The sequence below is a fragment of the Arthrobacter sp. K4-10C genome, assembly GCF_059090085.1.
In genome coordinates this window covers 561,660-575,385 of sequence record NZ_JBNHFI010000001.1, presented here as the reverse complement: position 1 = coordinate 575,385, position 13,726 = coordinate 561,660, and the positions used below count along the sequence as shown (strand labels likewise).

Here is a 13,726-nt window from a genome sequence, read left to right as displayed (position 1 = left end):
GCTTCCGCATATCCTGAACGAACGGTCGGTAAATAATTCCGCCCGTCCCGGAAGGTCATTGCATAGGAGCAACCATGGCAGCGCAGAACCTGCAGTCAGTGCCCGCTGAGCCAACAGCCGAACAGGCGCAACGCCAGGAGCAGTTGGAGGCGGAGGCCCAGGCCCACTTCGACCGCGTCATGGCCGAGGACTCACGTATCGAGCCCAAGGACTGGATGCCGGCGGCCTACCGCAAGACCCTGCTGCGCCAGATCTCCCAGCACGCCCACTCCGAAATCATCGGCATGCAGCCGGAGGCCAACTGGATCAGCCGCGCCCCCAGCCTCAAGCGCAAGGCCATCCTCATGGCCAAGGTCCAGGACGAGGCCGGCCACGGGCTGTACCTCTACTCGGCAGCCGAAACACTGGGTCAAACCAGGGACAAGATGATGGACGACCTCATCGCCGGCAAGGCCCGCTACTCCAGCATCTTCAACTACCCCGCGCTCACCTGGGCAGACATGGGCGCCATCGGCTGGCTGGTGGACGGGGCCGCCATCTGCAACCAGGTCCCGCTGTGCCGCGCCTCCTACGGACCCTACGGCCGCGCGATGGTCCGCATCTGCAAGGAAGAGTCCTTCCACCAGAGGCAGGGCTTCGAGATCCTCCTTGAACTCTCCAACGGCACCCCGGAGCAGAAGCAGATGGCCCAGGACGCCGTGAACCGCTGGTACGCCCCGGCCCTGATGATGTTCGGCCCGCCGGACGACGATTCGCCCAACTCCAAGCAGTCCATGGCCTGGAACATCAAGCGCTTCAGCAACGACGAACTCCGCAGCCGCTTCGTGGGCATGATGGTGGAGCAGGTCAAGGTCCTGGGCCTCACCCTCCCCGATGACCAGATCCGCTTCAACGAGGACACCAAAAAGTGGGAACACGGCCCGCTGGACTGGCACGAGTTCCAGGAAGTCCTGGCCGGCCGCGGCCCCTGCAACGCACAGCGCCTTGAGCGCCGCAGGGAAGCGCACGACGACGGCGCCTGGGTCCGTGAGGCAGCCGCAGCTTATGCGGACAAACAGCGGGCGAAACAGTCAACGAAGACGAAGGAATACGCAGCATGAGTCCCCACGGGAACCCGGAAGAGCCGGCAAGCTCGGCCGCAGAGATCAACCGCGAGGCCCCGAAGGCGTCGCCCGTCCCCACCGACTCCCCGGCCTCGCAAGCCCGGCCGGAAACCCCTGCAGGCATGGGCCCTGATCATGGCGGGACTAAACCGGCAGCAGCTGCGGAGGCCACCTCCGCAGACCGCTCCGCCTGGGGCCTTTGGGAAGTCTTCGTCCGCTCCAGCCGCGGCCTGAGCCATGTCCATGCAGGCTCCCTTCACGCACCGGATGCCGCCATGGCCCTGCGGAACGCCCGCGACCTCTACACCCGCCGCAACGAGGGCGTCTCCATCTGGGTTGTCCCCGCGGAAGCCATCGCCGCCAGCGACCCCGACTCCAAGGGTGCCTTCTTCGAGTCGCCGCAGGGCAAGGATTACCGGCACGCCACGTACTACACCAAGAGTGAAGGGGTGAAGCACCTGTGATCCCCACCGGCTCCCACAGCTCGCAAGCTCGCAGCGGGTCCCTCGCCGGCGTGGGCCCTGCAAACGAGACCGGTCACGGCGACATCTCCACGGGCGTCGCCGGCGGCGATTCCAACGCCAGCGCCACCCGCATCACCCCGGGCAACGCCCTCCGCCCCGAGGACATCGCCCTCGAGGTCCGCACCGGTCTCGTGAAACCGTCAGAGGACGTCGCGGAGTACGCCCTGGGGCTGGGCGATGACGCCCTGATCCTCGCCCAGCGCTTGGGCCACTGGATCTCCCGCGCCCCGGAGCTGGAGGAGGACGTGGCCCTGGGCAACATCGCCCTGGACCAGCTGGGCCACGCCCGCAGCTTTCTGACCTACGCCGGCGGGGCCTGGGATAAATCCGAGGATGACCTGGCCTACTTCCGCCGCGAGCACGAGTTCCGCTCCGTGCAGCTGTTCGAGCAGCCCAACGGCGACTTCGCGGCGACCATCGCGCGGCAGTTCATCGTGAGCTATTACCAGTTCGAGCTGTACCGCCGGCTCACGGAGTCAACGGACGAAACGCTGGCCGCCATCGCCGCCAAGGCCGTGAAGGAAGTGGACTACCACCGGGACCACAGCGCCCAGTGGATCCTTCGCCTGGCCGGCGGCACCGAGGAGTCGCGGACCAGGATGATCCACGGCCTGCGCATGATGTGGCCGTACGTCAACGAACTGTTCCAGGACGACGACCTGACGCAGCGGCTCGCGGAGGCGGGCGCCGCCGTCGCGCCTTCCAGCCTGCGGGAGGACTTCGACCGGCTCACCGGCGAAGTCCTGGCCGAAGCCGAGCTGGAGGTCCCGGACGTTCCGCCGGCCCCCGGCGGCGGCCGGCACGGCAAGCACTCGGAGCACCTGGGCTACATCCTCGCGGAGATGCAGGTGCTGGCCCGCGAGCATCCCGGAGCCAGCTGGTGACGGCCATGTACATCTCGGACTTCGAAACCCGGACCCGGACGCCGCGGCAAACGGCGTGGGACATCGCCGCCATCGTCTGCGATCCCGAAATCCCCGTCCTCACCATCGAGGACCTGGGAATCCTCCGGGACGTGCAGGTGGGGGAGGACGGAACAGTGACAGTCACCATCACCCCCACGTACTCGGGCTGCCCGGCTATGGACGCCATCCGTGACGACCTCAAGGCTGCGTTCGCCAAGGAGGGGTACACCGACGTCGAGGTTAATCTGGCCCTGGCCCCGGCCTGGACCACGGACTGGATGACCGAGGCCGGTAAAGCCAAGCTGCAGGAGTACGGCATCGCGCCGCCGTCGGGAATGTCGGCGGCAGTCCGGCACGCCGGCCCGGTCCGCCTGAGCCTGGCCGTGAAGTGCCCCCAGTGCAGCAGCCTGAACACCAAGGAACTCACCCGTTTCGGTTCCACGTCCTGCAAGGCGCTGTATGTGTGCCAGGAGTGCAAGGAACCGTTCGACTACTTCAAAGTCCTGTAAGGAAGCCCCATGCCTGTTGTCCGCCAGACCGCCGCCGAAGAGGCGCAGGCCACCGGCCGCCGTCGTCCGTCCTTCCACACCCTCGCGGTGAAGGAGGTGCGCCGGCTCACGGAGGATGCCATCGAGGTCTCTTTCCACGTCCCGGCGGAGCTCGCCGGCCACTTCGATTACCTGCCCGGCCAGTACGTGGCCCTGCGCACCAAGCTGCCGGATGAGTCCGGCGAGCTGCACGAGGTGCGCCGCAGCTACTCCATCTGCGCCGAGCCGCGCAGCTTCGAGGACGGCAGCAGCGAGATCCGGGTGGCGGTGAAGAAGGACCTGGGTGGGCTGTTCTCCACCTGGGCCAACGCTGAGCTGAAGGCGGGGGACACCCTGGACGTGATGAGCCCGATGGGCGCGTTCGTGTCCAGGCACGGCCGGGACGGCAAGGCTGTGGAGCAGAACCGCATGAACTCCATGAACAACCCGGAGGAGCTGGCGGGGGACGTCGCCTCCAACGGGGAAGCGAGCTTCGTGGCCATCGCCGCCGGCAGCGGCATCACCCCCGTGATCGCGATTGCCCGGACGCTGCTGGCCGCCAACCCGGAGTCCCGGTTCGACCTGATCTACGCCAACAAGGCCGCCATGGACGTGATGTTCCTGGAGGAGCTGGCGGACCTGAAGGACAAGTACCCGCAGCGGCTGGCCATCCACCATGTGCTGTCCCGCGAGCAGCGGATCGCGCCGTTGCTGAGCGGCAGGATCGACGCGGAGAAGCTGCAGCAGCTGCTGGGCACCGCCATCCACGCGGACGACGTGGACGAGTGGTTCCTGTGCGGGCCGTTCGAGCTGGTGCAGCTGTGCCGGGACACCCTGGCAGAGCGCGGCGTGAAGCCCGAGAATATCCGGTTCGAGCTGTTCACGTCCGGCAAGCCGGACCGGCCGGAGGGGCACGCCGGACGTCCCGTGGTGGTGGACGAGTCCAAGGAGACGTACAAGATCACGTTCAAGCTGGACGGCCTGCAGGGCGAGGTGGCCAGCCCCACGCACGCCCGCGAGTCCATCCTCAACGCGGCGCTGCGGGTCCGGCCGGACGTGCCGTTCGCGTGCGCCGGGGGAGTGTGCGGCACCTGCCGGGCCAAGGTGGTCACCGGCAGTGTGACCATGGACGAGAACTACGCACTGGAGCAGGATGAGCTGGACAAGGGGTACGTGCTGACGTGCCAGAGCCACCCCACCAGCAAGGAAGTCACCGTCGACTTCGACGTGTAAGTCTTGACCGTCCCACCAAGGAGCCCCATGATTTCCCTTTCCATCAGCAGCGGCGTGGCCGAAGTTGTCCTGGATGCGCCGCACAAGCTGAATTCGCTGGACGAGCAGGCGCTGAACGAGCTGAGGCAGGCGTACGACGACGCTGCTGCCGCCGCCGAGCGCGGTGAGGTGCGGGCGCTGCTGCTGAGGGGGACGGGGCGCGCCTTCTGCGCGGGCCGGGACATCTCGGGCGTGACGCCGGAGAGCGACGACGCCGCCGCGTACCTGGGCGGACTGGTGGAGCCGCTGCTGAAGAAGATGGCGTCCTTCCCGGCGCCCACCTTCGCGGCCGCACAGGGGGCCTGCCTGGGCGTCGGGCTGGGGCTGCTGCTGGCCACGGACGTGGTGTACGTGGCGGAGAACGCGAAGTTCGGGTCGCCGTTCGCCAAGCTGGGGGCAACGCTGGATTCCGGCGGGCACTGGTACTTCACGGAACGGCTGGGCATGCACCGGACGCTGGACCTGATCTACACGGCCGAGCTGATGAGCGGGGCCGAGGCTGTGGCGCAGGGGCTGTTCAGCCGGGCGATGCCGGCGGATTCGTTGCTGGAGAGCACCCGGCAGATTGTGGGCCGGGTGGCTCAGGGGGCGACGGGTGCGTTTGTGGCCAGCAAGGAGCTGGTGGCGCACATCCGTGACCAGCGCCTGGGCCTGTGGGAAGCCATGCAGGAGGAAAACACGGAGCAGGCAAGGCTCTGCAAAACCGACGATTATGCCGAAGGATTCAGGGCATTCCAGGAAAAGCGTGAGCCCCAATTTCGAGGATAAACATCAGGCCGAAAGTGCGAGGTGACTCAACCAGCGTTTCATCACGATATGTGAGACTTTGACCAGGCACCGCCGCTCGAAGTCTTTGACTAGAGCCGACAAGGTATCCTTATCGCTTTTAACGTCGGCCGGGCTTCCGACGCCCGCGTCGACCAGCAGTTCCAGTACCTCCAACCCGTAAGTGCGCAGGTCGAGGTATGGCGCCTCATGCACCGCCCGTGCCATTCCAGCAAGGCGGAGAAGTCTTCGTGCCTGTAAGTCGGGTACGCCCAAAAGCGCTTTCAGTCGCCAAGAATCGACTGCCAGGATTTGAGCGGGAGTGCTTAGGCCTGCGGATTTCAGTTGCGTTCCGAATGCGCTGAAGGGTTTTATATCCAAGTAGCTGGATCGGGGGACAGCTCCCACAAGTTTGCGGAACCAGTTGTGGTTGTGAAGTTCTCGAAGGTTCGGGTCCAGAGGGGCCCATTCGCGCAACGTCGGATCCATCACAGCTACCTCCAACGAGCGTTCCAGCGCAACAAGATCCTTGACCTTCATAGTTGCCAGACGGCACGCTTCATTGTAGCGAGCGATGGGCGCCAGTGATTTTTTGGCATCCTTGAGCCACTCAAATGCTTCCGCATCGCAAGCGGTCGGCCCCGTCCACCCAAAATCCATAATTGACTTGTAAGCACTCGCCGCGCTCTGACGCATTCTGAGCAGAAGAGGATCGTCACTGTCCTGCGGCTCGTGAGCCAAACTGGTCAGCAGTCGAACCGAGGACTTTTTCGCATTCCTTTTTTGAGCCGGAGTCAGATTCTGAAGGCTGTTCAGATTGAGTAGGGCGACGATATGATTCAGGAGCATCCGGCGGTAGATATGCGTGTACCCCTTCCTCGTTTCCTCGTCCGCCACTAGGCATCGCGCGATTGCGGTGTCCAGCCAATCGATGAACACCAGCAACGATTGCTCGGTAGTAGCTTTCCTGAACCTGTAATACTGTAGAGCCAGCTCGGCGGGCAAGTTCCCAGGATCCGCATTTACAGCTTTAGTCAGCAAAGCCACCGCTTTTTCCGGATTCTGCTCTAGGTCTGTAGTAGCGATGTAGTGAAAACCGATACTGCGCCATTGCGTAGCCCCGCATAGCCCTTCGAAGCCTCTATGCTTCGTCGCGAGGGTAGCAATGACAACGGCTGCTGCCACTTTATGTCGTCCTTCGAAGGGAGAGGAGGGCCGTGTTCCTTCTTTCGATAACGCTGATGAGGTCAGACTGGGATCAGCTATCCCGAGCTCGCTCTCACTGAAGGTCACAGCCTTGTTGACCCAACCATTCCTAGTGATAACCACTGCAATGGCGTCCTCACCAGTTTCGTCAATGGTGACCGCCCAGGGCACAAAAAGGAAGGTTGCCCGAACGACTTTGTCGAGGGCTGCAAGGATCTTGTTTGTCGGTGTGCCGACAAGGACTTCACCTGACAGTGCTGTGACGTCGGACGCACGAGGGATTTGTAAGCCCCGGGGGCGAGATGCCCCAAGATCTGTCATGTAAGCCACTGCCGTATCTACCGCGGTGTCATTAGGAGTGCCCGACTTATCCCGGATGGTTACAGAGACCCGCAGTCTGCTTGCCAGGAGGTAAGCGAGGAGGACTGACCCTATGACAGTTGCGGTCAAAGCCAACCCGAGCCATGTTGCGATGGCACCGACGTGAGGTGCTTGAGTGGTCGAGACATCCACGGGGTCGAGGGTGTTTGCCCATTCGGCGACAAAAAAGTATGACCCGGCCACCGCCAACGCGATTCCAAGGAAGCCCAAAAGGATCCGAAAAGGCGGATAAACGAAACCAAACCTTGTTCTGGAAACAATTGCGGTTCCTGCCAGCAGGCGTGCCAGCAGCACACTTCCGAACAGCATCCCGAAGAAAATGGTGGCATGACTAGTGAATGGGGCAGTCCAATTGGCAATCCAGTCGTCTGGAAACCCCTTAATTGTGTCTACCCGTGTTTGGAGGGGCTTTTGCCCAATTCCCTTGGCCCGAATTGCGGCTACCATTTCCTTTTGACATGCGGTGGCTTGGACCAGGGGAGTCGGCATGTCAGACGTCGTCGGTTGTTGCGGAGCTAACGCTGGGGCAGTCACTACCTGTTGCCCGTCGGTCGAAGTTGGGACAGGAGTGCGTGTCGCTTCAACTGTCGGTGTGCTGGTCGGAGATGATGAGGGAGGCTTTGCCGGCCCGTTCTCCCGGAGACTCTTGATCAACTCCAAAGCTTGATCGGGTTTTCCAGATGCTGTTAGTTCCGCGGCAACAGCGCACACGGATTGCTGGTCTATAGGAATAGTGCTAGTCCTGGGAGCGGTGGATGCCGACTCACTCAAGTCACATGCTGTCACGCCCCATACGAGCAGGAATAGTACAAGTACCAACTGACAACTGTTACATTTGTGCCTTTGGGTTCGGCAGATCCCATCCGTGTTGCGGATAAGTTTGATGTCCCGCCCGATGCAAGTCACGGCTACCGACCTCATAGTTCCTGCGGCGATATTCTGACTAGTTTGCGCGCAATCTTTCAGAAGAACAATGCCCGCAGCCAATTCAGCCGCAGCGCTAGCAGTCGTATGGTTAGGGCTCTGCAGGTAGCTGCCCGTCAGCCGTGCCGGGAAAATAATCCAGCCACTATCCCAGGAGCGATGTGCCGCATCTCGGGAGTAATTCGAAGACAGAGAGACCGTTGCCCCCTTCGTCCAGTTTCAAAGCCTTGTGAAGGTGCTTACAACCGGCGCCATTTACAGCCATGGTGCAACGCGTTTCCTTTGATCCATTCGAGCTACCTTGTGGTTCGCTCCTATCGTGTGGCCATCGCCGCCGGCAGCGGCATCACCCCGGTGATCGCGATTGCCCGGACGCTGCTGGCCGCCAACCCGGAGTCCCGGTTCGACCTGATCTATGCCAACAAGGCGCCATGGACGTGATGTTCCTGGAGGAGCTGGCGGACCTGAAGGACAAGTACCCGCAGCGGCTGGTCATCCACCATGTGCTGTCCCGCGAGCAGCGGATCGCGCCGTTGCTGAGCGGCAGGATCGACGCGGAGAAGCTGCAGCAGCTGCTGGGCACCGCCATCCACGCGGACGACGTGGACGAGTGGTTTTTGTGCGGGCCGTTCGAGCTGGTGCAGCTGTGCCGGGACACCCTGGCAGAGCGCGGCGTGAAGCCCGAGAATATCCGGTTCGAGCTGTTCACGTCCGGCAAGCCGGACCGGCCGGAGGGGCACGCCGGACGTCCCGTGGTGGTGGACGAGTCCAAGGAGACGTACAAGATCACGTTCAAGCTGGACGGCCTGCAGGGCGAGGTGGCCAGCCCCACGCACGCCCGCGAGTCCATCCTCAACGCGGCGCTGCGGGTCCGGCCGGACGTGCCGTTCGCGTGCGCCGGGGGAGTGTGCGGCACCTGCCGGGCCAAGGTGGTCACCGGCAGTGTGACCATGGACGATAACTACGCGCTGGAGCAGGATGAGCTGGACAAGGGGTACGTGCTGACGTGCCAGAGCCACCCCACCAGCAAGGAAGTCACCCTCGACTTCGACGTGTAAGTCTTGACCGTCCCACCGAAGGAGCCCCATGATTTCCCTTTCCATCAGCAGCGGCGTGGCCGAAGTTGTCCTGGATGCGCCGCACAAGCTGAATTCGCTGGACGAGCAGGCGCTGAACGAGCTGAGGCAGGCGTACGACGACGCTGCTGCCGCCGCCGAGCGCGGTGAGGTGCGGGCGCTGCTGCTGAGGGGGACGGGGCGCGCCTTCTGCGCGGGCCGGGACATCTCGGGCGTGACGCCGGAGAGCGATGACGCCGCCGCGTACCTGGGCGGGCTGGTGGAGCCGCTGCTGAAGAAGATGGCGTCCTTCCCGGCGCCCACCTTCGCGGCCGCACAGGGGGCCTGCCTGGGCGTCGGGCTGGGGCTGCTGCTGGCCACGGACGTGGTGTACGTGGCGGAGAACGCGAAGTTCGGGTCGCCGTTCGCCAAGCTGGGGGCAACACTGGATTCGGGCGGGCACTGGTACTTCACCGAGCGGCTGGGCATGCACCGGACGCTGGACCTGATCTACACGGCCGAGCTGATGAGCGGGGCCGAGGCTGTGGCGCAGGGGTTGTTCAGCCGGGCGATGCCGGCGGATTCGTTGCTGGAGAGCACCCGGCAGATTGTGGGCCGGGTGGCCCAGGGGGCGACGGGTGCGTTTGTGGCCAGCAAGGAGCTGGTGGCGCACATCCGTGACCAGCGCCTGGGCCTGTGGGAAGCCATGCAGGAGGAAAACACGGAGCAGGCGAGGCTCTGCAAAACCGACGATTATGCCGAAGGATTCAGGGCATTCCAGGAAAAGCGTGAGCCCCAATTTCGAGGTTGAATCCACCGAAACCCCGATAGGGCATAGGTAGGTACCGCCTCCCCGGTTTAGGTAGGTACGGTCGGATTGCAGGAACGGGTATTACATACTCGTGTTTCGCGCTTCAGTTGGTTGTTCACTGGAGGTGCCGGCGAGGAGAGGGCGTTCGCGGCTACGGCTCCCACTCCAGAACTTCGCCGGCACCACCATCGCGGCGGCTGAAACAATGAGTCCCCGGCGGGCCGGGATCGACTCAGGAACGGCGGAACCCATGCGAATCAGATTATCCACAGGGGACGGCACCAACCTCGCAGCCTGCCCCCACCAATTTGTTGGCCGATGCGATGATTGTTCCGCGTCGACAGGCCTGGAGGAATCTGACCAGATGGTGACGGATGAAGGCGGAACTACCTTTTCGGCCGAATCCGGCCCGCAGCCGGGCACATAGGTGCTCCCTGACCCGTGGCGGAACGGGTCAGGCCAGCGAGGGGATTTAAGGTGAAGGGTGAGCCGAAGTTCACCGGCGGAGAATTGCCTTTGGCCGCTGCTGATTACTAAGGTTCACCTATGACTATGGGGAGAGCTATCACCAAAGCCGTCATTCCTGCTGCCGGATTGGGAACTCGCTTCCTGCCCGCCACCAAGGCAATGCCGAAGGAAATGTTGCCGGTGGTTGACCGTCCGGCCATCCAGTATGTGGTGGAGGAGGCCGTGAAGTCCGGCCTCGACGACATTCTGATGATCACAGGCCGCAGCAAGCGCGCCCTTGAAGACCACTTCGACCGCGCACCGGGCCTAGAGCGCGTATTGGAGGAGAAGGGCGACAAGGGCCGGCTGGCGTCCATCCAGTACGCCTCCGAGCTGGGTCCCATCCATTACGTCCGCCAGGGCGAGGCCAAGGGCCTGGGCCACGCGGTGCTGTGTGCCAAGCAGCACGTGGGCAACGAGCCGTTCGCCGTCCTGCTGGGCGATGACCTCATCGATGAGGCTGAGACCCTTCTGAGCACCATGATGGAGGTGCAGCAGAAGACCGGCGGTTCCGTGATCGCCCTGATTGAGGTGGATCCCTCGCAGATCAGTGCGTACGGCTGTGCAGACATCACGGCTGTGGAGGGCGAGGATTACGTCCGCGTCAACAGCCTGGTGGAAAAGCCGGCTGCGGGTGACGCTCCGTCCAACCTGGCCGTCATCGGACGGTATGTGCTACACCCGTCCGTGTTCGGCGTCCTGGAAAACACGGCGCCGGGCCGTGGCAACGAAATCCAGCTGACCGACGCACTGCAGACCCTGGCGGCCGGCGAAGGCGAAGGCTCCGGCGTGTATGGCGTGGTCTTCAAGGGCCGCCGCTTCGACACCGGAGACAAGCTGAGCTACCTCAAGGCCGTGATCACCCTCGCGTCCGAGCGGGTGGAGTTCGGCGAGGACCTGAAGACCTGGATGAAGGCCTTCGTCAACTAGCCTTTAGCCCTTTAGGCACTATTGGAGGTCCGCTGCTAAAAGGCTGCGGGCCTCCACCCGTTTAATCGCGCCGGCCACCAGCAGCGCGCCGATGACAGCCCCTGACGTGTTTGTCACGAGGTCAAGTGGGCTTGCAAAGCGGTTGTGAAGAAACAGGAGCTGACCGAGTTCCATGCAACCGGAAACCAGCAGGCCCAGGGCGCCAATCTGCCACCAGCGCTTTTCCTGGAATGCAAGGGAACTTACAAATCCCAGCGGAACGAACAGGGCAACGTTGGCGGATGCTTCCACGAATTTGTAGTTGAACCAACGGGGAATTCCGTGGCGGTGAAGGAAGTTCAGGATACCGGCCAGTTGCCCTTGTACAGGTTGATCTATCGGGCTCGGCCAAAAAGCCACAAAGGCAAGCGGGATCAGCATCATGGCGAGGATCGATCGCCAGAACAGCTGATTATGGAGAGGCTTCAAATCGCCCTCATTAGGTCCGCAGCAGGGCCATTGCAGCTACTGCCAGGGCGGCGGCCGCCAGCAGTCCTAGAAGCACGTAGCGGAGCACCTGAGGGCGGGGGAGAGGCATGGAGAAGTCGAACTCCAAAGGTGTTCTGCGCCAATGTCTCCCCATGCCTAATTGATACCACAAGCCGGTGGTTGGGTTTGTCTAAACCGGACTCTGTCGATCCTTAAACAAAGAAGGTGGGTGGTCTCCGTTTCCGGAGAGCACCCACCTTCTTCGGTGTTAGCTAGATAAAGCTGTTAGGCAGCAGCTTCTGCCTTGGCGCGGCGGCGAACAACCACTACGGAGGTTGCACCGGCGGCCAGTGCGCCGGCACCAACCAGGGTCCAGAGGACCAGACCGGAGTCAGCGCCGGTGTTGGCCAGGCCGGAACCGGTGTTTGCCAGCGGTGCGCCACCGGCGTTGCCACCGGTGTTGGCCAGGGATGCAGCAACGGTGACCGTCACAGGACCAACGACAACACCGGAGGTGTTACCGGTAGCCGTGATGGAGTAGGTGCCTGCTTCGCTGATGGAGATGGGAAGGGAGAAGCGACCCTGCGAATCGGCAACTGCGGACAGCGTCTGCGGAGCCTGGAAGACGGGGATCTTTGCCGAGAATGACGTACCGCCTGCGATGTTGGCGCCGCTTGCGGCCGGCGGGTTGCCCGGCGTCACGGTGATGGTGAGGGTTTCGCCTGCAAGGAAGCCCTGGCCGCTGAAGACAAAGGTTTCACCCGGGCCGACAGTGCCATCCGAAACGGCAGCCTGCGGCGGAAGAGCAGGGTAGGTGGCTGCCATTGAAGGAGCTGCGCCTACGAGTGCGATAGAACCGGCAAGTGCGAGTGCTGCGAGTGTTTTCTTCATGTGTCCCCCCGGAGACGTTTAAGTTTTGATGTACCCGATTTTTGGGGAGTATTCCCCTCCGCACGAGACCCTGTGCAGAACTACGGATAGATATCCCAAAAAAGACCGTACCATCTGCTCTTCCATGTGAGCAATCTCAATCCAGTCGGTTTACATAGTGTTAACGGCTTGTCCATCAGAGTCAGCCGCAAGTTGCGCTTTGCGTGGGCAAAGTCACGTCCTTTACGGGCTGCACGGTCGGTGTGACAACCACGTTAGGTTCGCTGTGCTGCACTATTTTACCGAACTTAAATTCGATAGTTTTACTTTCGCCGGGTGCCAGTCGGATGGCCAGGACTCCGACTGGTCGATTGCTGTGTATGTAGGGCGCAAATTCCGTTTTCTGCCCATCCAACGTGGCTGATTCTACGTTGGCCTGGGTTGGACCGTAGGCCACTATGTTCGTCTGTACTGACCCCGGCGGCACACCAAAGTTCCCATCACCGGTGACATACGCCGGCAACGAAAAAGCGGCATCGGGCGGCGCAGTGTTAGTGCTGGTGACACGAACAGTTGTTTCTTCGTAGCCGTCCCTTGGGCATTCTCTTACTAACTGAACGGTGCGTCTGACGTAGTAGTCCATTTTGGCACCGGTGCCGTCGTTGAAGTAAACACCGAACTGGGCTGGAAGCACGCTGGGTCCAGAGATGGAGCCACCCAGTGGGTACTTGACGATGAGCGATTGCTCCTCGGTGGAATCCGACCACAACAACACCCGGCCCTCTGTGGTTGCCCGAGTAATTCCGGAGATCAAACTCTTGGAGTCGCTCTTGCCGTTAGAGAGCGCAGCAAATATTTCTTGAGCAACAGTGGCAAAATATGCGTCCTGCAGCTTAGGCTGCTCAATTTTAGCGTATACGTCCGACAGCAGAGTCTGGACCACGTTGTCGGCGCTTAGCTCAGTGGGGAGACCGCTCGCCATGACTTGTTCGAACTCGGAAGCTGAGATGTTGACCGGGCCGGTTGCCCCAAGAATGTAACCAAGTGCTACGGGATCAATGGAAACGACGCCGTCAACACGATGCCCAGTTTTTTTCTCCCACATCGCGCGTGCGGTCGCTGCAGCAGTAGGAAAGTTTGGCGAGAGATTGACATCTTGCATGAACTTTCCCGATCGAGCGGAGTAAATCTGTTGCGTTTCCGCATCGACTGGAATTGGCGGTGACATCACACCGACATCGTTCGCGCTACTCTGCATGCCGAGAGTTAGCTTGCCCTTGTCGAGGTGAAGCACAGCCAGTGCTCCTGGTATTCCACCAGAAGACCGTGCTTCTGCATTGTTCTGAATAATCAGGAGGTAGCTACGAGGGCTTTCTGCTCCAAGCATTGCCGGCAGTATTCTCGACGCGTCAGCTGCTGTATCGAGAGCGGCTGTGACTCCTTGCAGCTGGTCTCGTCCAGTCTGAAGAGGCTCAGCA

General features: G+C 62.2%; 12 protein-coding genes and 1 pseudogene. 9 read left to right on the top strand and 4 right to left on the bottom strand.

Features of this window, described 5'->3' with window-relative positions:
* Window positions 1-74: 74 nt before the first annotated feature.
* From paaA to AC5RUU_RS02645, 6 genes are read left to right on the top strand one after another with little or no spacing between them, the layout of a single operon-like run.
* Entirely contained in the window at window positions 75-1,100 is a 1,026-nt protein-coding gene (paaA, locus tag AC5RUU_RS02670; protein WP_493973646.1) for a 1,2-phenylacetyl-CoA epoxidase subunit PaaA, read from the top strand.
* Window positions 1,097-1,567, top strand: a complete 471-nt coding sequence (paaB, locus tag AC5RUU_RS02665) for a 1,2-phenylacetyl-CoA epoxidase subunit PaaB (protein WP_493973645.1) — start codon at window positions 1,097-1,099, stop codon at window positions 1,565-1,567. The genes paaA and paaB overlap by 4 nt, the downstream gene beginning before the upstream one ends.
* A gap of 50 nt (window positions 1,568-1,617) precedes the next feature.
* Window positions 1,618-2,511 carry a 1,2-phenylacetyl-CoA epoxidase subunit PaaC gene (gene paaC, locus AC5RUU_RS02660; protein WP_493973688.1) on the top strand — a complete coding sequence of 298 codons (894 nt, stop codon included), beginning with the start codon at window positions 1,618-1,620 and terminating at the stop codon, window positions 2,509-2,511.
* 5 nt (window positions 2,512-2,516) lie between these two features.
* Window positions 2,517-3,041 (top strand): 1,2-phenylacetyl-CoA epoxidase subunit PaaD, encoded by a 525-nt coding sequence (gene paaD, locus AC5RUU_RS02655; RefSeq protein WP_493973687.1) that lies wholly within the window; start codon window positions 2,517-2,519, stop codon window positions 3,039-3,041.
* A 9-nt stretch (window positions 3,042-3,050) separates the two neighbouring features.
* Window positions 3,051-4,292 carry a 1,2-phenylacetyl-CoA epoxidase subunit PaaE gene (gene paaE / locus AC5RUU_RS02650; RefSeq protein ID WP_493973644.1) on the top strand — a complete coding sequence of 414 codons (1,242 nt, stop codon included), beginning with the start codon at window positions 3,051-3,053 and terminating at the stop codon, window positions 4,290-4,292.
* 27 nt (window positions 4,293-4,319) lie between these two features.
* Window positions 4,320-5,099, top strand: coding sequence for an enoyl-CoA hydratase/isomerase family protein (locus AC5RUU_RS02645; RefSeq protein WP_493973642.1), 780 nt, complete (start codon window positions 4,320-4,322; stop codon window positions 5,097-5,099).
* A gap of 3 nt (window positions 5,100-5,102) precedes the next feature.
* On the opposite strand, the gene AC5RUU_RS02640 is transcribed toward AC5RUU_RS02645, so the two are convergent.
* Window positions 5,103-7,130 carry a hypothetical protein gene (locus AC5RUU_RS02640; RefSeq protein WP_493973643.1) on the bottom strand — a complete coding sequence of 676 codons (2,028 nt, stop codon included), beginning with the start codon at window positions 7,128-7,130 and terminating at the stop codon, window positions 5,103-5,105.
* A gap of 798 nt (window positions 7,131-7,928) precedes the next feature.
* On the opposite strand from AC5RUU_RS02640, the pseudogene AC5RUU_RS02635 reads away from it, so the two are divergent.
* The 3 genes and pseudogenes from AC5RUU_RS02635 to galU all read left to right on the top strand — a co-directional run.
* Window positions 7,929-8,665: pseudogene (locus AC5RUU_RS02635) on the top strand (2Fe-2S iron-sulfur cluster-binding protein); the annotation flags it as partial.
* Between the two features lie 28 nt (window positions 8,666-8,693).
* The gene (locus AC5RUU_RS02630) at window positions 8,694-9,473 is read left to right on the top strand and encodes an enoyl-CoA hydratase/isomerase family protein (protein ID WP_493973642.1); all 780 of its coding nucleotides are present in this window, start codon (window positions 8,694-8,696) and stop codon (window positions 9,471-9,473) included.
* A gap of 546 nt (window positions 9,474-10,019) precedes the next feature.
* Window positions 10,020-10,910 (top strand): UTP--glucose-1-phosphate uridylyltransferase GalU, encoded by an 891-nt coding sequence (gene galU, locus AC5RUU_RS02625; protein ID WP_493973641.1) that lies wholly within the window; start codon window positions 10,020-10,022, stop codon window positions 10,908-10,910.
* A gap of 18 nt (window positions 10,911-10,928) precedes the next feature.
* On the opposite strand, the gene AC5RUU_RS02620 is transcribed toward galU, so the two are convergent.
* From AC5RUU_RS02620 to AC5RUU_RS02610, 3 genes are all read right to left on the bottom strand, one after another.
* Window positions 10,929-11,378: a VanZ family protein gene (locus AC5RUU_RS02620; protein ID WP_493973640.1), complete on the bottom strand. Its 450-nt coding sequence runs from the start codon at window positions 11,376-11,378 to the stop codon at window positions 10,929-10,931.
* Between the two features lie 285 nt (window positions 11,379-11,663).
* On the bottom strand, window positions 11,664-12,269 hold the full coding sequence (locus tag AC5RUU_RS02615; protein WP_493973639.1) for an LPXTG cell wall anchor domain-containing protein: 606 nt from the start codon (window positions 12,267-12,269) through the stop codon (window positions 11,664-11,666).
* Between the two features lie 181 nt (window positions 12,270-12,450).
* Window positions 12,451-13,635 (bottom strand): DUF4012 domain-containing protein, encoded by a 1,185-nt coding sequence (locus AC5RUU_RS02610; RefSeq protein WP_493973638.1) that lies wholly within the window; start codon window positions 13,633-13,635, stop codon window positions 12,451-12,453.
* Between the last annotated feature and the right edge of the window lie 91 nt (window positions 13,636-13,726).

Bases quoted from the DNA above. Each gene is read 5' to 3' on its own strand.
- paaD (WP_493973687.1), top strand. From the start codon at position 2,517: ATGTACATCTCGGACTTCGAAACCCGGACCCGGACGCCGCGGCAAACG.
- AC5RUU_RS02645 (WP_493973642.1), top strand. From the start codon at position 4,320: ATGATTTCCCTTTCCATCAGCAGCGGCGTGGCCGAAGTTGTCCTGGAT.
- AC5RUU_RS02640 (WP_493973643.1), bottom strand. From the start codon at position 7,130: ATGGTAGCCGCAATTCGGGCCAAGGGAATTGGGCAAAAGCCCCTCCAA.
- paaE (WP_493973644.1), top strand. From the start codon at position 3,051: ATGCCTGTTGTCCGCCAGACCGCCGCCGAAGAGGCGCAGGCCACCGGC.
- AC5RUU_RS02610 (WP_493973638.1), bottom strand. From the start codon at position 13,635: ATGCTTGGAGCAGAAAGCCCTCGTAGCTACCTCCTGATTATTCAGAAC.
- paaA (WP_493973646.1), top strand. From the start codon at position 75: ATGGCAGCGCAGAACCTGCAGTCAGTGCCCGCTGAGCCAACAGCCGAA.
- galU (WP_493973641.1), top strand. From the start codon at position 10,020: ATGACTATGGGGAGAGCTATCACCAAAGCCGTCATTCCTGCTGCCGGA.
- AC5RUU_RS02615 (WP_493973639.1), bottom strand. From the start codon at position 12,269: ATGAAGAAAACACTCGCAGCACTCGCACTTGCCGGTTCTATCGCACTC.
- paaB (WP_493973645.1), top strand. From the start codon at position 1,097: ATGAGTCCCCACGGGAACCCGGAAGAGCCGGCAAGCTCGGCCGCAGAG.
- AC5RUU_RS02630 (WP_493973642.1), top strand. From the start codon at position 8,694: ATGATTTCCCTTTCCATCAGCAGCGGCGTGGCCGAAGTTGTCCTGGAT.